The following is an 18,170-nucleotide window of genomic DNA, read 5'->3' as shown; positions in this document are numbered from 1 at the left end:
GGTTCCTGCCAGACTGACGCAATGCCCTCGGAGACCTCGCAGACGCTCGACCGCGGACTCCGGGTGCTGCGGGTGCTCGCGGAGAGCCCCGAGGGGCTCACCATCACCGAGCTGTCGGGACGCCTGCAGGTCAACCGCACGGTGGTCTACCGCCTGATCAGCACGCTCGAGCAGCACGGACTGGTGCGGCGCGACGCGCGATCGCGGCTCTTCGTCGGGCTCGGGGTGCTCCACCTGGCCAGTGCCGTCCAGCCGATCCTGCGCGACCTCGCCATGCCGGTCCTGCGCTCGCTCGCCGAGTCGATCGGCTCGACGGCCCACCTCACGGTGGCCGACGGCGACGAGGCGCTGGCGCTGGCGGTCGTCGAGCCGACGTGGACCGACTTCCACGTGTCCTACCGCGTGGGGGCGCGGCACCAGCTGTCGCAGGGCGCCGCAGGGAAGGCGATCGCGCTGCTCGACGTCGCGGAGCCGTCGTACGCCGTCACCAGCGGGGAGCTGCAGAGCGGCGCCCGCGGCCTGGCCGCGCCGGTGCGCGGTGTCGAAGGGCTGCGGGCGAGCGTGGGGATCGTGACGTTGGCCGAGGCCATCGACGAGGCCGAGGTGGCGCCGCAGGTGATCGCGGCGGCGCACGAGGTCGCCGAGCGGCTCCGGTGAGGGTCAGTCCCCGAACGGCTTGACCCCCGGCCCCGGGCGGCTGACGAGGTCGCGCGGTCCGGCGAGCTCGTGCCCCTCGGCGCAGCGGATCGCCACCGCGATGGACGCGCCGCAGTCGCGGTGCGCGAACTCGACCGGCGGCCCGTCGTCGTCGGCGTAGTAGCGGTCGCCCCACTCCGCGACCGCGAGCATCACCGGGAAGAGCTCGAAGCCCTTGTCGGTCAGGCGGTACTCGTGGCGCTCGCGCTGGCCGTCCTCGCGGTAGGCCACCCGGCGCAGGATGTCGTGCTCGACGAGGAGGGTCAGCCGGTCGGTGAGGACCTGGCGCGGCATCCCGGTGTGGCGGCGCATGTCGTCGAAGCGGCGGATGCCGTTGGCGACCTCGCGCACCACCACGAAGGTCCACCGCTCCCCGAGGACCGCCATCGCCCGGCCGATGGTGCAGTTGTCGGTGGAGAAGGCGAGCGCGGCGGGAGGTGTGGCCATGCCCACATGCTAGGTCCAGTTGACAGACTCAGGCAAGGAACGCATGCTGGCTCCATGTCGCAGACCACCCCCTACGAGACCGAGACGCGCACCTTCACCTGGACGACCCCGGGGCAGGTCGACCTGGGCGCGCTCCTGGAGATGACCGGCCTCGAGCAGCTCCAGTCGATGCGGGAGGGCGGGATGCCGCACCCGCCGATCATGGACACCCTCGGCGTCACCGACCTGCGTCCCGAGGCCGGACGTGTGGTCGTGGAGATGCCGGCGGCCGGGTTCCACTACAACCCGCTCGGCAGCGTGCACGGTGGGGTGATCTCGACCCTGCTCGACACCGCGGCCGCCTGTGCGGTCCACACCACGCTGGCGGCCGGCGAGTTCTACACCTCGGTCGACCTCACCGTGAAGTTCCTGCGCCCCGTCACGATCGACTCGGGGCTGCTCACCTGCGAGGGCACCGTCATCCAGCGTGGACGACGTACGGCCCTCGCGCAGGCGCAGCTCACCGACGGCGCCGGCAAGCTGGTCGCCCACGCGACCTCGACCTGCCTGATCATGCGGGCGGGGGACTGACCGCAGCTCGCGCCAACGGGGCCACGCGGTAGCCGATCTGCGTGGCCAGCGCGATGACCGTCGTCGAGCGGTCGATACCGGGCTCGGTGAGCACCAGGTCGATGACGCGCTGGAGGTCGGCGTTCGACCGCGCGACCACGCGCGCCCACATGTCGCCGGCCCCGGTGATCGTGAAGGCCTCGAGCACCTCGGGGATCGCTGCCAGGTGGAGGGCGACCGTGTCGTGACCGGCCCCCTGGCGGATCTCGAGGGTCAGGAAGGCCGTCACGGGGTAGCCGAGGGCCTCGGGGGAGAGGTCGGGGCCCCAGCCGGTGATCACCCCGGAGGCGACCAGCTTGTCGAGGCGGGCCTGGACGGTGCCGCGCGCGATGCCCAGGCGACGGCTCGCCTCGAGCACGCCCAGCCGGGGCTCGCGGGCGAAGAGGTCGATCACCTTGCCGTCGATCTCATCCATGATGGGCCCCTCTGTTGGACAACCTGTACAGCATTTCGACGTACTGTTGCACACCTTGCCGGTCGTTGGGCAGGGTGAGGTCCATGACGACTGACATCGCCTCGACCGGTGGCGCCCTGACCGTGGACGAGATGAAGGCCGACCTGTCCCTCGAGCAGCTGCGGCAGCTCGTCGGCCTCGTGGAGTACGACGCCGACGCCGACCCGTTCCCGGTGACCGGCTGGGACGCGATCTGCTTCGTGGTCGGCAACGCGACGCAGGCCGCCCACTACTACGCCTCGGCGTGGGGCATGGAGCTCATCGCCTACTCGGGTCCCGAGAACGGCAACCGCGACCACAAGTCCTACGTGCTGAAGTCCGGCTCGATCAAGTTCGTGCTGAGCGGTGCTGTCTCGCCCGACAGCGACCTGGTCGGCCACCACGCGCGCCACGGCGACGGCGTCGTCGACATCGCGCTCGAGGTCCCCGACGTCGACCAGTGCATCGCGCAGGCCCGCAAGGCCGGCGCCACGGTCCTGCGCGAGCCGGAGGACGTCAGCGACGAGCACGGCACGGTGCGGGTCGCGGCGATCGCGACCTACGGCGAGACCCGACACACGCTGGTGCAGCGGAGCGTCGACGGCGTGACGTACGCCGGCCCCTACCTCCCGGGCTACGTGGCCGTCGAGCCGCGCTGGGACAAGCGCGACGGTGAGCCCAAGCGCCTGTTCCAGGCGCTCGACCACATCGTCGGCAACGTCGAGCTCGGCAGGATGGACGAGTGGGTCACCTTCTACAACCAGGTGATGGGCTTCGTGAACATGGCCGAGTTCATCGGTGATGACATCGCCACCGACTACTCCGCGCTGATGTCGAAGGTCGTCGCCAACGGCAACCACCGGGTGAAGTTCCCGCTCAACGAGCCGGCCATCGCGAAGAAGAAGTCGCAGATCGACGAGTACCTCGAGTTCTACAACGGTCCCGGCGCCCAGCACCTCGCGGTCGCCACCGGCGACATCCTCGCCAGCGTCGACGCGCTGCGCGCCAACGGCGTCGAGTTCCTCAACACTCCCGACTCCTACTACGAGGACGACGAGCTCCGCGCGCGCATCGGCGAGGTGCGGGTGCCGATCGAGGAGCTGCAGAAGCGCGGCATCCTGGTGGACCGCGACGAGGACGGCTACCTCCTCCAGATCTTCACCAAGCCGCTCGGCGACCGGCCGACGGTCTTCTTCGAGCTCATCGAGCGGCACGGCTCGCTCGGCTTCGGCAAGGGCAACTTCAAGGCGCTCTTCGAGGCGATCGAGCGCGAGCAGGACGCGCGCGGGAATTTGTAGTCTTCTCCCATGATGATCCGCCCGGCCGAGCTGGCCGCGATCAAGGCCGGCACGGTCGACCTGGCGTTCCGCCGCTGGGCGAAGCCGCGCGTGGTGGTGGGCACCCGGATGCGCACGGGGGTCGGGCTGCTCGAGGTGACCTCGGTGGAGCAGGTGAGCGTCTCGAGCCTGCGCGCCGAGGACGCCCGCCGGGCGGGCGCACCGTCGCTGGCGGCCCTCAAGCAGGCACTCGCGGCCCGCCAGGAGGATCCCGCCTGGCGGATCGGTCTGGCGTACGCCGGGTCCGACCCGCGCGAGGCGCTGCGGGCCGCCGTGCCGACCGCCGAGGAGCTCGCGACGATCAACGCGCGCCTCGACCGTCTCGACGCGTCGTCGTCGTACGGCGCCTGGACGCGACAGACGCTCGACCTGATCGACCTCCACCCGACCGTCCGTGCCCCGGACCTGGCGGCGCAGGTGGGGCGCGAGACGGCCGACTTCAAGAAGGACGTCCGCAAGCTCAAGGAGCTGGGGCTGACCGAGTCGCTGGCCATCGGCTACCTGCTGTCGCCGCGCGGCGAGGCGGTCGTCGACGCCTCTCTGCCCGCCCCGCGTCAGCGCGCGCAGAAGGCCGACGGGACGCCCGTGCCGAGGAACATCGGCGCACCGGCGACCCGGGCTCTGCGCGAGGTGGGGGTCACCACCCTCGAGCAGGTCGCCGCACACTCCGCTGCCGAGCTGGCCGCGATCCACGGGGTCGGCCCGATCGCGATCACCCGGCTGCGCGAGGCGATGGCCGAGCGCGGCCTGGCGTACGCCGGGGAGTAGCGCGCCGGAGGCGTGGCGCCTGCCTCAGTGGGCGAGCAGCCCGATGCCCAGGGCGCCCATGACGACCGCGATGCCGGAGTCGAGCACGCGCCAGGCGGTCGGCCGGGCGAACAGGCCGCGAAGCAGCCGCGCGCCGTAGCCGAGGCCGAAGAACCACAGCACGCTCGCGACGAGGGTGCCGGACACGAACCACCAGCGGTCGTCGCCGAAGCTGTTGGCCACCGTGCCGAGCATCAGGACGGCGTCGAGGTAGAAGTGCGGGTTGAGCCAGGTCAGCGCGAGCGTCAGCAGGATCGCCTTGCCCGTGGTGAGGGCCGCGCCCTCGCCGGCGTCGAGCGCCGCGGGGCGCCATGCGCGCATCGCCGCGTGCACGCCGAAGGCGATCAGGTAGAGCCCGCCGAGGATCTGGGCCACCGGCAGCACCGACGGCCAGCGCTCGAGCACGACGCCGAGCCCGGCCACGCCGGCGGTGATCGCCACCACGTCCGAGACGAGGCACGTCAGCACGATGGGCAGCACCTGCTGGCCACGGATCCCCTGACGGAGCAGGAAGGCGTTCTGCGCGCCGACGGCGATGATGAGAGCGAGTCCGGTGAGAAGACCGGTGAGAGCAACCTGGAACATGTGACCAACGGTAGGACGCGCGAGTGCTTCACTCCAGCGAAGTATTTGCAGGAATCATTAGGATGTCTAAGTATGAAAGACATCACTCAGCTCGACCCTGTGGCCCTGCGCACACTGGCCGTCGCGGTGCGGCTCGGCACCTTCGAGGCGGCCGCACGCGAGCTCCACGTCACCCCCTCCGCGGTGAGCCAGCGGATCAAGGCGCTGGAGACCCGGATGGGCCGGGTCCTGCTCCACCGGGTGAAGCCCCTGGAGCCCACGGAGGCCGGGTTGGTGCTGGTCCGGCTGGCCACCCAGACCGAGCTGCTGGAGCGGGAGGCGGTGGCCGAGCTGGTGGAGGAGTCCGACGCCGGCGGGACCTCCTGCACCTCCGTCCCGATCGCGGTGAACGCCGACGCCCTCTACGGGTGGTTCGTCGACGCCCTCGCGGACGTGCAGTCCCGGCACCGGGTGGTGTTCGAGGTGGTGCGCGAGGACCACACCCGCACGGCGGAGCGGTTGCGGCGCGGTGAGGTGATGGCCGCCATCACGGGCGAGCCCAGGCCGGTGCCCGGCTGCCGGGTCGTGCGGCTCGGGCGGTTGCGCTACGCCGCGGTCGCGACGCGCGAGTTCCATGCCGCCCACTTCGCCGACGGCGTCGGCTCGGCCACCCTGGCGGAGGCGCCGATCGTGGCCTTCGACCGGACCGACTCCCTCCAGCACGACTTCGTCCGTCGGGTCACTCGTCGCCACCTTGCGCCACCGGTCACCTACCTGCCGTCGGTCCGCGAGTTCGACCGCGCGATCCGGGTGGGGATGGGGTGGGGCCTGCTCCCCGAGTCGGACGTGACCGGCGAGCTGGCGAGCGGCGATCTGGTCGAGCTCGTTCCCGGGCGCCGGTCCGAGGTGGCGCTCTACTGGCAGCACTGGCGCCTGGGTTCGGCGCTCGTCGGGGAGCTGACCGAGGCCGTGGTGTACGCCGCCCGGCGGTGGATGGCGACCTGAGGAAGATCTTCGGTTCTCCTGACAGGTATCTGCGGGAGTCCTAGGCTCCGAAACGCGTCGAGCACGGTGCACGTCGCGGACCGGATCGGAATGGGGACCCCCAGTGACACGTCGCCTCAACGCCTCGTGGACCGCGGCGCTCGCCGCCGGTCTGCTCCTCACGCTCAGCGGCTGCGGCGGCTCGGGCTCGGCTGCGGCCACGAAGACCCAGGACGCGGAGAAGCTGGGCGAGAAGGTCAGCGGCCTGGTCGCCCAGGTCAACAAGATGGGCATCGTGGAGTGGCACGGCCAGCTGCTCACCAAGAACCCTGACAAGGGCGGCAAGCGACTCCTCGACCTCGACGGCCGCTTCAGCCCGTCGACGGGCTACAGCGAGGTCTCCCTGGACTCGACGCTCGACGGCCAGGCGCAGCAGATCGACTACCTCGTGGTCAACGACCGCACCTACTTCAACAGCGAGGACTGGGGCCCGGGCTCCGACAACTGCTGGGTCGACATCACCGGCGACGCGGCCCGCAGCTGGGCCCTCCCGACCGAGCTCGACCCGAGCTGGGCCCTCACCCAGGGCCGGGTCCTCGGGCTCGACGGTGACGACGTCTCGGTGGGACTCGACTTCAAGACGGTCCTCGCCGGGCTCCCGCGCGGGCTCTTCGCCACGCCGCCGTCGGTGCCCTACGACACCGAGGCCAGTGCCTTCGTCGCCCCCCACGGTCACCTCATCGAGGTCGGCGTCGACGTCCTGGGCATGTGGAACCAGATCCCCAAGGACCAGCGCGCCGCCTTCGACACCCGTCGCACCGGCTGGTGGGCCATGACGATGAAGGAGTCGCAGAACGGGGACAACATCGTGCCCCCGCAGCACGTGTTCGACCCCGCCGTGACGCCGCCCAGCCAGTGCAAGCGGGCCTGAGCCCACTCGCTGCCGTCGCCTAGAGCACCTTCGAGAGGAACAGCTGCGTCCTCTCGTGACGCGGGTTCGCCAGGACCTCGCGCGGGTCGCCCTCCTCGACGATCACCCCGTCATCCATGAAGACCAGGTTGTCGCCGACCTCGCGGGCGAAGCCCATCTCGTGGGTCACGACCATCATGGTCATCCCCTCGGCGGCCAGGTCCTTCATGACGGCGAGCACGTCGCCGACCAGCTCCGGGTCGAGGGCCGACGTGGGCTCGTCGAAGAGCATCATGTCGGGGCTCATCGCGAGCGCGCGGGCGATCGCGACCCGCTGGGACTGCCCGCCCGACAGGTGCGCCGGGTAGGCGGACTCCTTCTCGGACAGCCCCACCTTCGCCAGCGTCGTACGCGCGATCTCGACCGCCTCGTCCTTCTTGCGGCCCTTCACCTTCTCCTGTGCGATCGTCAGGTTGCGCAGGACGGTCATGTGCGGGAACAGGTTGAACTGCTGGAAGACCATTCCGATCCGGGCGCGCAGCTGGTCCACGTCGGCGTCGCGGTCGGTGATCTCCTCGCCCGCGACGAAGATCTTGCCGCTCGTCGGGACCTCGAGCATGTTGACGCAGCGCAGCAGAGTGGACTTGCCGGACCCGGACGGGCCGATGACGCAGACGACCTGACCCGTGCCGACGTGGAAGTCGATGCCCTTGAGCACCTCGTTCGCGCCGAAGTACTTGTGGAGGTCCTGCACGTCGATCGCGGCGGTCGTGCGGTCGGTGATGCGGTCGGTGGTCATCAGCGGGCCCTCTCCGAGCGGCTCTCCATGCGGCGTACGACGATCGACAGCGGCACCGTGATCAGCAGGTAGCACAGGGCGATCACGATGATCGGGGTCAGGTTGGAGGCAGAGTTCATGCCCTCGCGGCCGAACTTGGTGAGCTCGTAGCCCGACAGCGACAGCCCGAGGATGTAGACCAGCGAGGAGTCCTTCGTGAGCAGGATCAGCTCGTTGGTCAGCGGCGGCAGGATGATCCGGAACGCCTGCGGGACGACCACGCTGATCATGGCCCGGCCGTGCGACATCCCGAGCGAGCGGGCCGCCTCCATCTGTCCCTTCGGCACGGCCTGGATGCCGGCCCGGATGGTCTCGGCCATGTAGGCACCGCCGACCAGGCCGAGGGCGAGGGTGACGATGCCGAGGTTGCCGAACGGGATCTCGTAGGCGGGGAAGGCCAGCCGGAAGCCCACGCTGAGCGCGATGAACACGACCAGGGCGGGCAGGCCGCGGAACAGCTCGATGACGCCCGTCGCGATCCACCGGTAGGGACCGACGCTCGAGAGGCGCATGAGTGCCAGCACGAGGCCGAGGACCAGCCCGAAGGCGAAGCCGCACGCGGTGTAGATCAGCGTGTTCTTGAGGGCGATCGTCAGGACGCGCGGAAACTGCTCCTTGACCAGCTCCCAGTTCCAGAACGCGCGCTGGAGCTGGCCCCAGTCGGCCACCAGGGCGACCGTGAGCACGACGGCGACCAGCACGGCGTACTGGACGTAGCGCCACCGGGCGGCGCGCTGGCGCGGACTCGCCATCACTCGGCCGGGGCGGTGCCGAACCACTCCTCGTAGACGGCGTCGTACTCGTCACTCGCGATCGCGTCGTTGATCGCGGTGAGCAGGTCGTCGTTGCCGTCCTTCTTCACCGAGAAGCCGTAGTCCTCGTTGGTCTCGAACTCGGTGACGACCTCGACCTCGGGGTTCTGGGTGACGAAGTAGTTGAGCAGGCCGTTGTCGTTGACGCCGGCGTCGACCTGCCCGGTCAGGACCGCCTGCTGCATCAGCGAGGAGTCCTCGAAGGAGATGATCTCGGTGTCGTCGGGTGCGTTCTCGCGCACGTAGTCGGAGCCGGTCGTGCCGTCCTGAACGGCGACCTTCTTGCCGGCGAGGTCCTCGAGCGACGTGATGCCCGCACCCGTCTTGGTCATCAGGGCCTGGGTGGCCGTGAAGTAGGGGTCGGTGAAGTCCATGACGGCCTCGCGCTCGTCGTTGATCGTCATCGCTCCCGCACCGACGTCGCACTGGCCGCTGTTGAGCGCCTCGCCGGTGGTGATCGTCTCCCAGGCGACGTCGAGGACCTCGGTGTCGAGCCCCTCGGCCTCTGCCGCGATCTCGAGCACGGAGGGGTCGAAGCCGACGACCTCGCCGTCCTCGGTGAACTCGAAGGGCTCGTAGGGGAGGTGGGTGCAGATGGTCAGGGTGCCGTCGGTGACCAGCGAGATCCCCGACTCGGTGGTGGTGGAGGTGTCCTCCTTGGCACACCCGGCGAAGGAGACGGCGAGGGCGGCGGCGCTGAGCGCGGTGACGAGGCTCCGAGACTTCATGCTCCCCACCGTAGACCCCTCCACTGGAACACTGGCCCCATGCCGACCTACGTCGCCTTCCTGCGTGCCATCAACCTGGGCGCGACCCGCAAGTTCTCCAAGGACGCGATCAGGGTCGCGACGGAGGCGGCCGGTGGCCGCGACGTCGAGACCTACATCAACACCGGCAACGTCCGGCTGACGCACTCAGCGCGGTCGGTGGGCAAGGTCCAGCAGCTGCTCGAGGAGGCCTACGCCGCCGAGGCCGGCTTCGAGGTGCCGACGATCGTCTTCACCGCCGTCGACCTGGCGGCGCTCACCGCGCGCGCCGAGGAGCTGCACGCCGAGCACGAGCCGTCCGGCCAGCACTACGTGACGTTGTACGCCGCCCCGCCCGGTGCCGCGGCCGTGGAGGCGGTCCATGCGCTCGCCCACGCCGGCGAGACGGTGGTGGTCGACGGGAGGGCGGCGTACGTCCTGCTCGACGGCGACATCCACACCTCGAAGCTGCTCTCGTCGAAGGAGTTCAACGCGCTCGGCCGGGGGACCGCGCGGACCGTCAAGGTGCTGCGTACGGTCACCGGGAAGTGGTGCTGAGCAGGCGTGCTCAGGCGATCTCGACGCCGGCGCCGGACATCTCGGTGATGGCCGCTGCGGTGGTGTCCTCGTCGACCCCGGCGCACAGCGCGGTGAGCACCCGCGTGTCGAACCCCAGGCCGGCGCTGTCGAGCGCCGTGGCGCGCACGCAGTGGTCCGTCGCGATCCCGCACACGTCCACCTCCGACACCTGGTGCTCGCGCAGCCAGTCGGCCAGTGCCGCGCCCGACGCCGTACGGCCCTCGAAGCCGGAGTAGGCCGCCTCGTGCTCGCCCTTGTAGAACACCTGGTCGAAGGGCTGCGGATCGAGGTTGGGGTGGAAGCCCGCTCCCTCGGTGCCGACCTTGCAGTGCGGCGGCCACGTCTGCGCGTAGTCCGGCTTGAGCGACCAGTGCGAACCCGGGTCGATGTGGTGGTCCTTGGTTGCGACCACGACGTCGTACGCCGGCCGGCCCTCCTCGTGCGCCGACCAGCGGTGCAGGAGGTCGCCGATGTCGGCGGCGACCCGCGCACCCCCGGCCACCGGCAACGAGCCGCCCTCGCAGAAGTCGTTCTGGACGTCGACCACGATCAGCGCGCGTGTCATCTGCTGAGGCTAGCGAGTCCGGGGGCGGGTTGGGGCGTGGGCGGGGGTCGTTCTTGCCAACTCGCGAGCTGGCGGGCCAACTGGTGAGTTGGCGACTTGGGGGTCGAGATGGGGGCCCCGGTGCCACCCCACTCGCCAACTCAGGAGTCACAACGAGGCTCGGATCCTGTCGCGGAGCAGGTTCTGTCCGGCGGGGGAGAACAACGACTTCTTCACGATGGCGTGCCAGCCACGGATCCGAGCCGGGTCGTGGGGGCGCCCCAGCGCCTCGTCGGCGTCGCGCAGGATCGAGACGGCTTGGTGAAGGACGTCGTACGACGTGTATCCGCGGCGGTCCCAACCCGCAGAGGCGAGCCGCCGCTCGCGCTTCAGGTCCTTGCGGTGCTGCTTCGCGTCCCGGTGGACCGCGCCGTCGAACTCGGGCAACCGCGGCGTCCCCACCACCCGAAGATCAGCGCGTGCGACGAAGTTCCCGTGGTCATCGAAGATCTCGTGCTGAGCCTCGACGGCCACCCCGCAGGACCGGTGGAGCACGCGAAGCAGCACCTCCCAGATGCTCTCCGCGCCCCCAGTGGCCCAGTCGAACGAACGACAGGCGGGGCGAGCCCGGGTAGGCCTCGCTCAGGAGACGGTCCTCCTCCTCGTCCGGGAGCAGGCCGCGGTGGCGGGCGCCCTCGATCAGGCAGGTGAGGTCGAGCTCGTGGAGGTCACGGGCGCTGATGAGCAGAGACTGCGGGGCGGTGTCACACCGCAGCCCGTTGACGATGACGGGGGCCGGGCTGATGTGGCGTCGTACGACACGGAGTCCGGGACGGTCGGGGCGAGGGATGCCGTAGGGAAGTGAGATCCACACGGGCAGGCCGTCGGTCGGGGGCAGCCAGATGTCGTGGACACCCGCGCCGGTGAGGTGGGTGAAGGCCGCCTCGGGCGGCAGCACCATCTGCCAGGCGTGCAGCGCGGAGATCCGTACGTCCGGGGAGTCGGACAGCCGGTAGGCGCCGCGCGTCACCCGGGTGGCGCCGTCGGGGGCGCGAGCGCTGCGGCCGCTGCTGAAGGCATCCATGCGACCTGAGCCTGACGGCGTACGGACGCCCCCACATCCCCGTGGTGACGATCTGTGGACAGAGCCCTGGCGGCCGCGGTTTTCGTACTAGTGGGTTGGCGACTTGGGTGGGGTCCACGTGCCGGATCGGACTCCCAACCCGCCAACTCGCGAGTTGGCGGGCCAACTGGTGAGTTGGCAACTTGGGGAGCCGCACCCACACCCCCACCGCAACCCGACCCAGACCTACCGCTCGAACACCGTCGGGATCACCGGCTCCCCGGCCGACATCATCGTGACCGCGCGCGGCAGCTCGGCGATCGAGGCCCGGTGACGGGTGCGGGCCTCGTCGAGCGTCGTCCGGCCGACGACCTCGCCGCCGCGGACGAGCGGCACCAGGAGCGAGCGGTCGTCACCGTCGGACGCCGGTGCCTCCCCGATGCCGATGACCTCGGCCCGCGCCGTGCCGGCGGGGGAGCGGCGGCGCAGGGCGTACTTGCGGCCGCCGACCGACACCTTGTCCAGGGACTTCTTCGCCACCGACACCATCGCGCCGTCGGCCCCCTCGCGGGCGACGAGCTTGTAGACGAAGCCGCACGTCGGGTGCCCCGACCCGGTGACGAGCTGGGTGCCGACGCCGTAGGCGTCGACCGGGGCCGCGGCGAGAGCGGCGATGGCGTGCTCGTCGAGGTCACTAGTGACCACGATCCGCGTGGACGTGGCGCCGAGGCCGTCCAGCTGCTCGCGCACGTCGCGGGCGATCTCGCCGAGGTCGCCGGAGTCGAGGCGTACGGCGCCCAGGCCGGTGCCGGCGACCTCGACCGCGAGCCGCACCGCCTCGGTGACGTCGTAGGTGTCGACCAGCAGGGTCGTGCCGACGCCCAGGGTCGCGACCTGGGCGCGGAAGGCGTCGGCCTCGTCGTCGTGGAGCAGCGTGAAGGAGTGGGCCGCGGTGCCCGCGGACGGCACGCCGTAGGTCGCCCGCGCCGCCAGGTTGCTCGTCGCGTCGAACCCCGCGACGTACGCCGCCCGTGCGGCGGCGACGGCCGCCAGCTCGTGGGTGCGGCGCGAGCCCATCTCGATGCAGGGGCGCTCGCCGGCGGCGAGCGTCATCCGCGACGCGGCGGACGCGATCGCCGAGTCGTGGTTGTAGATGGAGAGCAGCACCGTCTCGAGGAGGACGGCCTCGGCGAAGGTCCCCTCGACCACGAGGAGGGGGGAGTGGGGGAAGTAGGCCTCACCCTCGGCGTAGCCCCAGATGTCCCCGGAGAAGCGGTAGGACGCGAGCCACTCGAGGGTGTCCGCGTCGACGACCCCCTCCAGCGAGGTGAGGGCCGCTGCGTCGAAGCCGAACGCCTCGATCGCGTCCAGCGCCCGGCCGACGCCGGCGACCACGCCGTAGCGCCTGCCCTCCGGCAGGCGTCGCGGGAACAGCTCGAAGACCGCGCGCCGCTCGGCGGTGCCGGCCTGCCGCGCGGCCTGGACCATGGTGAGTTCGTAGTGGTCGGTCAGGAGCGCGGTTGCCGCACGGGGTGAGCTCGTCACGACCGACACTGTGCCACGATGGGACCGTGTCAGCCGCCAGTCCCGTAGAGGTCGAGCCGACCCTCACTCCCGATGAGATCACCTTCCTGGCCAAGCCGTGGGTGACGCTGGTGTGGGACGACCCGGTCAACCTCATGTCCTATGTCGCCTACGTCTTCCAGAAGTACTTCGGCTACGACAAGGCGAAGTCCGAGAAGCTCATGCTCGAGGTGCACAAGGAGGGCCGATCGGTCGTCTCGACCGGCACGCGCGAGGAGATGGAGCGCGACGTGCAGGCGATGCACGAGTACGGGCTCTGGGCGACGATGGAGAAGGCCACCTGACGTGAGCGGCTTCGAGCACCACCGCAAGTCCGACCGGATCATCGCCACGTTCTCGGGCTTCGAGGCCGACCTCCTGCGGTCGCTGGCCTCCCAGATCGTCGAGCTGCTGCGCAACGAGCGGGCCGAGCCGGCGCCGCCGACGGCGGACCCGTTCGAGGCGCTGACGGCGGAGTTCTCCGGGGCCACGACGATCCCCGAGGACCCGGTGCTGGCGCGGCTCTTCCCGACGGCGTACGTCGACGACGACGAGTCCGCCGCCGACTTCCGCCGCTTCACCGAGGGTGGCCTGCGCGACGGCAAGGCGGCTGCATCGGGGCTGATCATCGACACCCTCGAGGAGGCCGGGCTGCCGCCCGAGCTCGACGAGGAGGGGCTGGTGATCGACGTCGAGCTGAGTCGCTCCGAGGCCGAGACGTGGATGCGGGCCTTCACCGACATCCGACTGGCCCTCGCGACCCGGCTGGGTGTCGAGGCCGACGACGAGGACTACTGGCACTCGCTGCCCGACGACGACCCGCGCGCCCAGGCCCACGACATCTACGAGTGGGTGGGCTTCCTGCAGGAGACGGTCATCGAGGCGCTCACGTCGTGAGCGCGCGGTGACCCCGATCCCCGACTTCGTCGTGGCGATCCGGAAGAAGATCGGCCACGACCCGCTCTGGCTGCCGGGCGTCACCGCGGTCATCACGCGCGGCGAGGAGGTGCTCCTCGTCAGGCGCGCCGACAATGGACGCTGGACCCCGGTGACCGGCATCCCCGAGCCGGGGGAGGAGCCCGCGGTCGCGGCCGCACGCGAGGCGATGGAGGAGACCGGCGTCCGGGTCCGGGTCGACCGACTGGTGTCGGCGGCTGCACACGGCCCGATCGTGCACGTCAACGGCGACCGTGCCTCCTACCTCGACCTGACCTTCGCCTGCACCTGGCTGGAGGGCGAGGCCCACGTCGCGGACGACGAGTCCAGCGACGTGCGCTGGTGGCCCCTCTCCGCCCTTCCCGAGATGAGCGAGGTGATGCTGGCCCGCATCGGTGCGGCCCTGAGCGGGGACCTCGCGGCGCGCTTCGTCCCTCCCGCCGGACAGGCCGATGCCGCGGAGCCACGGCTCGAACCCCTGGTCCCGCCCGCTCCTGTCCTCGGCGTCGACGCCTGCCCGACCGGCTGGGTCGGGGTCCTGCTCGACCGCGACCTGCGGGCCCAGGTCTTCGTCGCGCGCACCATCACCGAGCTGGTCGACCTGGTGGACGAGACGAGCCGCGTCGCCGTGGTGGCGATCGACATCCCCATCGGGCTCCCCGACACCAGCGGCCGTGCCGCCGACGCCGAGGCCCGGCGCGTGCTCGTCGGCAAGTCGTCCTCGATCTTCTCCACCCCCACCCGGGCAGCGCTCGAGGCCGACACCTACGCCGAGGGCAGGGCGGCCAACCTCGCCGCCACCGACGGCACGACGAGCGTCAGCGCCCAGGCCTACGCCCTGCGCGAGAAGGTCCTGCAGGTCGACGCGTGGGTCAGGTCCGGGGCACAGCCCGGCGTGCGCGTCGTCGAGGTGCACCCCGAGCTGAGCTTCACGCGGATGGCCGGCGCGCCCGTGCTGGCGCGCAAGAAGGACCCCGAGGGAGTCGCCGCGCGCCGCGAGGCGCTCGCCGCGCACGGCATCACCGCGCCCGCCTGGTTCCGCGGCGCGGGGTTCGGGGAGGACGACCTGCTCGACGCGTGTGCGGCCGCGTGGAGCGCCGTACGCCACTCGCTGGGCGTCGCTGAGTCCTTCCCGGCGCAGCCCGAGGTGTTCTCCGACGGGATCCCGGCCGCGATCTGGGTCTGAGGTCGTGGACCTCCGGCAGCGGTCAGCCGGAGTGGGTGAGCACGCCGTAGCGTTCGCGTGAGGCCAGCGCCCAGCGCGAGACCGGGACCGAGACGAGCGCGACGGACAGCATCAGGCCCGCCAGGACCAGCCACCCCGTCTCGCCCATCTCCACGCACAGCAGGGTGACGATCGGCGGGCCGATGACGGCGACGACGCTGAAGCCGAGACCTGCGAAGCCCTGGTACTGGCCCTGCTTCTCGTGGGGCGCGAGCCCCATCTGCAGGCCCCACTGGCCGCCCGAGCCGATCATCTCGCCCACGACGTGGACCAGCGAGCCGACCACCAGCACCACGATGGCGAAGGTCGCGTCGCCGCGGTCGGCGAGTGCCACGATGGCGAAGCCGGCGGCGATCCAGACCGCTCCCCGCACCAGGGCCCGCGCACCGGCCTCGACGGAGTCGGCCCGTCGGGACAGCCGCACCTGGAAGAGCGCCACGCAGGCGGTGTTGACCACCAGCAGGATCGCCACCATCACCGGCGGGGCGGCGGTCCGCTCGGAGATGTAGAGCGCCAGGCCGAGCTCCATGACGAAGAAGTGCATCGAGAACAGGCCGGTGATCGCCACCACCACGACGTAGGGCCAGTCGCGCAGCACGGCGAGGCGCGGCTCGCCCTCGACGCGGACGTAGGGCGGCAGGTCGGGCAGCCGGGTGGAGTTCCAGGCGGCGAAGCCGGTGAAGACCGCGTTGAGAACGAAGACCGAGACGTAGGCCCACGACTCGTCGATCACCAGCGCGGCGCCGCCGAACACCGACCCCAGCCCGATCGCGGTGTTGGTGACCGCGCGCAGGTAGGCCTTGAAGAGCACGCCGCGCCCGCCCGTCGCGAGCTGGGCGATGACGCCCTGCTGCACCGACCCCGCCGAGCGCTCGAAGAAGGCGAGGAGGGCGAGCAGCAACGCCAGCTGCCACGGCGTGCGCGCCAGGACCGGCAGCGCACTGGTGAGGGCGGCTCCGGTCATGGCGATGGTCAGCACCCGGCGCGGTCCGTGGGTGTCACCGAGCTGGCCGGCAGGGACCTGGACGAGGATCCCCACGATCGCCCCGATGGAGATCGCTAGGGCGACCTCGGCGGCGGAGAACCCGACCTGCCGGGTGAAGTAGAGCGCGCTGGTCGTCATCACCGCGCCGGCGCCGAAGCGGTTGGCGAACGACCCCAGTGCCAGCACCTGCAGGTCGCGCTCGAGGGGGATGCCCCGCCGGGTGAGGGGCGGGGGTACCTCGCGCAACGACATGGATTCCCTTCCCCCGTGAATGTCTCGACGTCAAGACTATGTGGTGAGACGAGGTGGGGTCACACCGGTTTCCTGCCTACCCTTGCCGCGTGCTGACCATCGCCCAGGAGACGTACGACGCCATCGTGGCGCACGCCAAGCGCGACCACCCCGACGAGGCGTGCGGTGTGGTCGCAGGCCCCGAGGGGAGTGACCGCGCCGAGCGCTTCGTCCCGATGGTCAACGCCGCCGGCAGCCCGACGTTCTACGAGTTCGACTCCACCGAGCTGCTGGCCCTCTACAAGGACATGGACGCCCGCGACGAGGAGCCGGTGGTCGTCTATCACTCCCACACGGCGACCGAGGCCTACCCCAGTCGCACCGACATCGGCCTGGCCAGCGAGCCCAACGCGCACTATGTGCTCATCAGCACACGGCACTGCTTCGACGAGGCCGGGGGGAATAGTGACGGCCCCGTGGAGTTCAGGTCCTACAGAATCATCGACGGTGTCGTGACCGAAGAGGACGTCGCGATCACACCGCCCCAGCAGACCCAGACTGTGTAGTCACAGAAAGTGAGCACCCCCTGATGGCCATCGAGGTCCGGATCCCCACCATCCTGCGCACCTACACCGACGGCGCCAAGGCCGTCGACGCCTCCGGAGAGACGCTCACCGCGCTGATCGACGACCTGGAGGTCAACCACCCCGGCATCAAGGGGCGCCTCATCGAGAACGGTGACCTGCGCCGCTTCGTCAACGTCTACATCAACGACGAGGACGTCCGGTTCATCGGCGGCCTCGAGGCGACGCTGACCGACGGCGACCAGGTCGTCGTGCTCCCGGCCGTCGCTGGCGGATGACCCGCTACGACAGCCTGCTGGCCTCCGTCGGCGGCACGCCGCTGATCGGACTGCCCCGGATGTCACCGGGCGTCCAGCCGGACGGCACGCACGTCCGCCTCTGGGCCAAGATGGAGGATCGCAACCCCACCGGGTCCATCAAGGACCGCCCGGCGCTGAGGATGATCGAGCAGGCCGAGGCCGACGGCACCCTGCGGCCGGGATGCACGATCCTCGAGCCGACGAGCGGCAACACCGGCATCTCCCTGGCGATGGCGGCCAAGCTCAAGGGCTATCGGATCGTCTGCGTGATGCCCGAGAACACGTCCGAGGAGCGGCGCCAGCTGCTGCGGATGTGGGGTGCCGAGATCATCTCCTCGCCCGCCGCCGGGGGTTCCAACGAGGCCGTGCGGGTCGCCAAGCAGGTCGCGGGGGAGCACCCCGACTGGGTGATGCTCTACCAGTACGGCAACGAGGCCAACGCCCTCGCGCACGAGGAGGGCACGGGTCCCGAGCTGCTCGCCGACCTGCCCACCATCACCCACTTCGTCGCCGGTCTCGGCACGACCGGCACCCTCATGGGCGTCTCGCGGTTCTTCCGCGGCGCCAAGCCCGACGTTCGCATCGTCGCCGCCGAGCCCCGCTACGGCGAGCTGGTCTACGGCCTGCGCAACCTCGACGAGGGCTTCGTGCCCGAGCTCTACGACGCCTCGCTGATCGACTCGCGCTTCTCGGTCGGCCCGCGCGACGCCGTACGCCGCGTGCGCGAGCTGCTCGAGCTCGAGGGGATCTTCGCCGGCATCTCCACCGGCGCGATCCTGCACGCCGCGCTGGGGCAGGCGGCCAAGGCGGTCAAGGCCGGCGAGTCGGCCGACATCGCGTTCGTCGTGTGCGACGGCGGCTGGAAGTACCTCTCCACCGGCGCCTACGAGGGCACCGTCGACGAGGCCGAGGACCGGCTCGACGGCCAGCTCTGGGCCTAGGAAGTCTCTTACTCCTTCCTCATCGCGGACGTGTACG

Annotated in this window: 24 protein-coding genes; 13 read left to right on the top strand and 11 right to left on the bottom strand. The window is 70.8% G+C overall.

Annotated elements, in window-relative coordinates:
* Nucleotides 1–21: 21 nt before the first annotated feature.
* On the top strand, nucleotides 22–657 hold the full coding sequence (locus BM127_RS00290) for an IclR family transcriptional regulator (protein WP_091192924.1): 636 nt from the start codon (nucleotides 22–24) through the stop codon (nucleotides 655–657).
* 3 nt (nucleotides 658–660) lie between these two features.
* Here the strand turns inward: BM127_RS00290 and BM127_RS00285 are convergent, their stop codons facing one another.
* A complete protein-coding gene (locus BM127_RS00285; RefSeq protein WP_091195229.1) occupies nucleotides 661–1,143 on the bottom strand; it encodes a winged helix-turn-helix transcriptional regulator in 483 nt (160 codons plus the stop codon).
* Nucleotides 1,144–1,197: 54 nt separating this feature from the next.
* On the opposite strand from BM127_RS00285, the gene BM127_RS00280 reads away from it, so the two are divergent.
* Nucleotides 1,198–1,713, top strand: a complete 516-nt coding sequence (locus BM127_RS00280) for a PaaI family thioesterase (RefSeq protein ID WP_091192919.1) — start codon at nucleotides 1,198–1,200, stop codon at nucleotides 1,711–1,713.
* Here the strand turns inward: BM127_RS00280 and BM127_RS00275 are convergent.
* On the bottom strand, nucleotides 1,694–2,167 hold the full coding sequence (locus BM127_RS00275; RefSeq protein ID WP_091192917.1) for an Lrp/AsnC family transcriptional regulator: 474 nt from the start codon (nucleotides 2,165–2,167) through the stop codon (nucleotides 1,694–1,696). The two genes, BM127_RS00280 and BM127_RS00275, sit on opposite strands and share 20 nt — an antisense overlap.
* Nucleotides 2,168–2,250: 83 nt before the next feature.
* On the opposite strand from BM127_RS00275, the gene hppD reads away from it, so the two are divergent.
* The gene (hppD, locus tag BM127_RS00270; RefSeq protein ID WP_091192914.1) at nucleotides 2,251–3,483 is read left to right on the top strand and encodes a 4-hydroxyphenylpyruvate dioxygenase; all 1,233 of its coding nucleotides are present in this window, start codon (nucleotides 2,251–2,253) and stop codon (nucleotides 3,481–3,483) included.
* 9 nt (nucleotides 3,484–3,492) lie between these two features.
* A complete protein-coding gene (locus BM127_RS00265) occupies nucleotides 3,493–4,290 on the top strand; it encodes a hypothetical protein (RefSeq protein ID WP_175507290.1) in 798 nt (265 codons plus the stop codon).
* Between the two features lie 24 nt (nucleotides 4,291–4,314).
* Here the strand turns inward: BM127_RS00265 and BM127_RS00260 are convergent, their stop codons facing one another.
* Nucleotides 4,315–4,914, bottom strand: a complete 600-nt coding sequence (locus tag BM127_RS00260; protein WP_091192911.1) for a LysE/ArgO family amino acid transporter — start codon at nucleotides 4,912–4,914, stop codon at nucleotides 4,315–4,317.
* Nucleotides 4,915–4,986: 72 nt separating this feature from the next.
* Between BM127_RS00260 and BM127_RS00255 the strand changes: the two genes are divergently transcribed.
* Together BM127_RS00255 and BM127_RS00250 are read left to right on the top strand one after the other, a co-directional pair.
* Complete coding sequence (locus tag BM127_RS00255; RefSeq protein WP_091192909.1) at nucleotides 4,987–5,898, top strand: LysR family transcriptional regulator ArgP; 912 nt, start codon at nucleotides 4,987–4,989, stop codon at nucleotides 5,896–5,898.
* 103 nt (nucleotides 5,899–6,001) lie between these two features.
* Nucleotides 6,002–6,808: a hypothetical protein gene (locus BM127_RS00250; RefSeq protein ID WP_091192906.1), complete on the top strand. Its 807-nt coding sequence runs from the start codon at nucleotides 6,002–6,004 to the stop codon at nucleotides 6,806–6,808.
* A gap of 19 nt (nucleotides 6,809–6,827) precedes the next feature.
* Here the strand turns inward: BM127_RS00250 and BM127_RS00245 are convergent, their stop codons facing one another.
* The 3 genes from BM127_RS00245 to BM127_RS00235 are packed head-to-tail and all read right to left on the bottom strand — an operon-like array spanning nucleotide 6,828 to nucleotide 9,165.
* A complete protein-coding gene (locus tag BM127_RS00245; protein WP_091192905.1) occupies nucleotides 6,828–7,586 on the bottom strand; it encodes an amino acid ABC transporter ATP-binding protein in 759 nt (252 codons plus the stop codon).
* The gene (locus BM127_RS00240; RefSeq protein WP_091192903.1) at nucleotides 7,586–8,377 is read right to left on the bottom strand and encodes an amino acid ABC transporter permease; all 792 of its coding nucleotides are present in this window, start codon (nucleotides 8,375–8,377) and stop codon (nucleotides 7,586–7,588) included. Before BM127_RS00240 ends, BM127_RS00245 begins: the two co-directional genes overlap by 1 nt.
* Nucleotides 8,377–9,165, bottom strand: coding sequence for a transporter substrate-binding domain-containing protein (locus BM127_RS00235; protein WP_091192901.1), 789 nt, complete (start codon nucleotides 9,163–9,165; stop codon nucleotides 8,377–8,379). Before BM127_RS00235 ends, BM127_RS00240 begins: the two co-directional genes overlap by 1 nt.
* A gap of 39 nt (nucleotides 9,166–9,204) precedes the next feature.
* Between BM127_RS00235 and BM127_RS00230 the strand changes: the two genes are divergently transcribed.
* Complete coding sequence (locus BM127_RS00230) at nucleotides 9,205–9,741, top strand: DUF1697 domain-containing protein (RefSeq protein WP_091192898.1); 537 nt, start codon at nucleotides 9,205–9,207, stop codon at nucleotides 9,739–9,741.
* 10 nt (nucleotides 9,742–9,751) lie between these two features.
* Here the strand turns inward: BM127_RS00230 and BM127_RS00225 are convergent, their stop codons facing one another.
* From BM127_RS00225 to BM127_RS00210, 4 genes are all read right to left on the bottom strand, one after another.
* A complete protein-coding gene (locus BM127_RS00225) occupies nucleotides 9,752–10,327 on the bottom strand; it encodes an isochorismatase family protein (protein WP_091192896.1) in 576 nt (191 codons plus the stop codon).
* 147 nt (nucleotides 10,328–10,474) lie between these two features.
* Entirely contained in the window at nucleotides 10,475–10,753 is a 279-nt protein-coding gene (locus BM127_RS00220) for a hypothetical protein (RefSeq protein WP_139227524.1), read from the bottom strand.
* A gap of 52 nt (nucleotides 10,754–10,805) precedes the next feature.
* Nucleotides 10,806–11,390, bottom strand: coding sequence for a hypothetical protein (locus tag BM127_RS00215; RefSeq protein ID WP_091192893.1), 585 nt, complete (start codon nucleotides 11,388–11,390; stop codon nucleotides 10,806–10,808).
* Nucleotides 11,391–11,615: 225 nt separating this feature from the next.
* Nucleotides 11,616–12,914, bottom strand: a complete 1,299-nt coding sequence (locus tag BM127_RS00210; protein WP_091195225.1) for a nicotinate phosphoribosyltransferase — start codon at nucleotides 12,912–12,914, stop codon at nucleotides 11,616–11,618.
* A 26-nt stretch (nucleotides 12,915–12,940) separates the two neighbouring features.
* Here BM127_RS00210 and clpS point away from each other — a divergent pair, with 26 nt between their 5' ends.
* From clpS to BM127_RS00195, 3 genes are read left to right on the top strand one after another with little or no spacing between them, the layout of a single operon-like run.
* The gene (gene clpS, locus BM127_RS00205) at nucleotides 12,941–13,237 is read left to right on the top strand and encodes an ATP-dependent Clp protease adapter ClpS (RefSeq protein ID WP_091192890.1); all 297 of its coding nucleotides are present in this window, start codon (nucleotides 12,941–12,943) and stop codon (nucleotides 13,235–13,237) included.
* A gap of 1 nt (nucleotide 13,238) precedes the next feature.
* Entirely contained in the window at nucleotides 13,239–13,829 is a 591-nt protein-coding gene (locus BM127_RS00200; protein WP_091192888.1) for a DUF2017 domain-containing protein, read from the top strand.
* 7 nt (nucleotides 13,830–13,836) lie between these two features.
* Nucleotides 13,837–15,054 (top strand): DUF429 domain-containing protein, encoded by a 1,218-nt coding sequence (locus BM127_RS00195; RefSeq protein ID WP_091192885.1) that lies wholly within the window; start codon nucleotides 13,837–13,839, stop codon nucleotides 15,052–15,054.
* A 22-nt stretch (nucleotides 15,055–15,076) separates the two neighbouring features.
* Here the strand turns inward: BM127_RS00195 and BM127_RS00190 are convergent, their stop codons facing one another.
* Nucleotides 15,077–16,330 (bottom strand): MFS transporter, encoded by a 1,254-nt coding sequence (locus BM127_RS00190; protein WP_091192882.1) that lies wholly within the window; start codon nucleotides 16,328–16,330, stop codon nucleotides 15,077–15,079.
* An 89-nt stretch (nucleotides 16,331–16,419) separates the two neighbouring features.
* On the opposite strand from BM127_RS00190, the gene BM127_RS00185 reads away from it, so the two are divergent.
* Genes BM127_RS00185 through BM127_RS00175 form a run of 3 tightly spaced genes read left to right on the top strand, consistent with a single transcriptional unit; the run spans nucleotide 16,420 to nucleotide 18,133 of the window.
* On the top strand, nucleotides 16,420–16,875 hold the full coding sequence (locus BM127_RS00185) for a M67 family metallopeptidase (RefSeq protein WP_091192880.1): 456 nt from the start codon (nucleotides 16,420–16,422) through the stop codon (nucleotides 16,873–16,875).
* Between the two features lie 23 nt (nucleotides 16,876–16,898).
* Nucleotides 16,899–17,171, top strand: a complete 273-nt coding sequence (locus BM127_RS00180; protein ID WP_091192877.1) for a MoaD/ThiS family protein — start codon at nucleotides 16,899–16,901, stop codon at nucleotides 17,169–17,171.
* Nucleotides 17,168–18,133: a PLP-dependent cysteine synthase family protein gene (locus BM127_RS00175; protein ID WP_091192875.1), complete on the top strand. Its 966-nt coding sequence runs from the start codon at nucleotides 17,168–17,170 to the stop codon at nucleotides 18,131–18,133. The genes BM127_RS00180 and BM127_RS00175 overlap by 4 nt, the downstream gene beginning before the upstream one ends.
* The last annotated feature ends 37 nt before the right edge of the window (nucleotides 18,134–18,170 follow it).

Origin of the sequence: Nocardioides alpinus (assembly GCF_900112035.1) — a bacterium.
GTDB lineage: Bacteria > Actinomycetota > Actinomycetes > Propionibacteriales > Nocardioidaceae > Nocardioides > Nocardioides alpinus.
Note: the sequence above shows the minus strand (reverse complement) of the source record. Positions and strands in the feature narration are given on the sequence as shown.

What these genes read in the sequence shown, in the direction of transcription:
- BM127_RS00235 (WP_091192901.1), bottom strand. Translation starts at nt 9,165, where the DNA reads ATGAAGTCTCGGAGCCTCGTCACCGCGCTCAGCGCCGCCGCCCTCGCC.
- BM127_RS00190 (WP_091192882.1), bottom strand. Translation starts at nt 16,330, where the DNA reads ATGTCGTTGCGCGAGGTACCCCCGCCCCTCACCCGGCGGGGCATCCCC.
- BM127_RS00290 (WP_091192924.1), top strand. Translation starts at nt 22, where the DNA reads ATGCCCTCGGAGACCTCGCAGACGCTCGACCGCGGACTCCGGGTGCTG.
- BM127_RS00285 (WP_091195229.1), bottom strand. Translation starts at nt 1,143, where the DNA reads ATGGCCACACCTCCCGCCGCGCTCGCCTTCTCCACCGACAACTGCACC.
- BM127_RS00175 (WP_091192875.1), top strand. Translation starts at nt 17,168, where the DNA reads ATGACCCGCTACGACAGCCTGCTGGCCTCCGTCGGCGGCACGCCGCTG.
- BM127_RS00180 (WP_091192877.1), top strand. Translation starts at nt 16,899, where the DNA reads ATGGCCATCGAGGTCCGGATCCCCACCATCCTGCGCACCTACACCGAC.
- BM127_RS00230 (WP_091192898.1), top strand. Translation starts at nt 9,205, where the DNA reads ATGCCGACCTACGTCGCCTTCCTGCGTGCCATCAACCTGGGCGCGACC.
- BM127_RS00280 (WP_091192919.1), top strand. Translation starts at nt 1,198, where the DNA reads ATGTCGCAGACCACCCCCTACGAGACCGAGACGCGCACCTTCACCTGG.
- BM127_RS00255 (WP_091192909.1), top strand. Translation starts at nt 4,987, where the DNA reads ATGAAAGACATCACTCAGCTCGACCCTGTGGCCCTGCGCACACTGGCC.
- BM127_RS00265 (WP_175507290.1), top strand. Translation starts at nt 3,493, where the DNA reads ATGATGATCCGCCCGGCCGAGCTGGCCGCGATCAAGGCCGGCACGGTC.
- BM127_RS00260 (WP_091192911.1), bottom strand. Translation starts at nt 4,914, where the DNA reads ATGTTCCAGGTTGCTCTCACCGGTCTTCTCACCGGACTCGCTCTCATC.
- BM127_RS00275 (WP_091192917.1), bottom strand. Translation starts at nt 2,167, where the DNA reads ATGGATGAGATCGACGGCAAGGTGATCGACCTCTTCGCCCGCGAGCCC.
- hppD (WP_091192914.1), top strand. Translation starts at nt 2,251, where the DNA reads ATGACGACTGACATCGCCTCGACCGGTGGCGCCCTGACCGTGGACGAG.
- BM127_RS00245 (WP_091192905.1), bottom strand. Translation starts at nt 7,586, where the DNA reads ATGACCACCGACCGCATCACCGACCGCACGACCGCCGCGATCGACGTG.
- BM127_RS00225 (WP_091192896.1), bottom strand. Translation starts at nt 10,327, where the DNA reads ATGACACGCGCGCTGATCGTGGTCGACGTCCAGAACGACTTCTGCGAG.
- BM127_RS00215 (WP_091192893.1), bottom strand. Translation starts at nt 11,390, where the DNA reads ATGGATGCCTTCAGCAGCGGCCGCAGCGCTCGCGCCCCCGACGGCGCC.
- BM127_RS00240 (WP_091192903.1), bottom strand. Translation starts at nt 8,377, where the DNA reads ATGGCGAGTCCGCGCCAGCGCGCCGCCCGGTGGCGCTACGTCCAGTAC.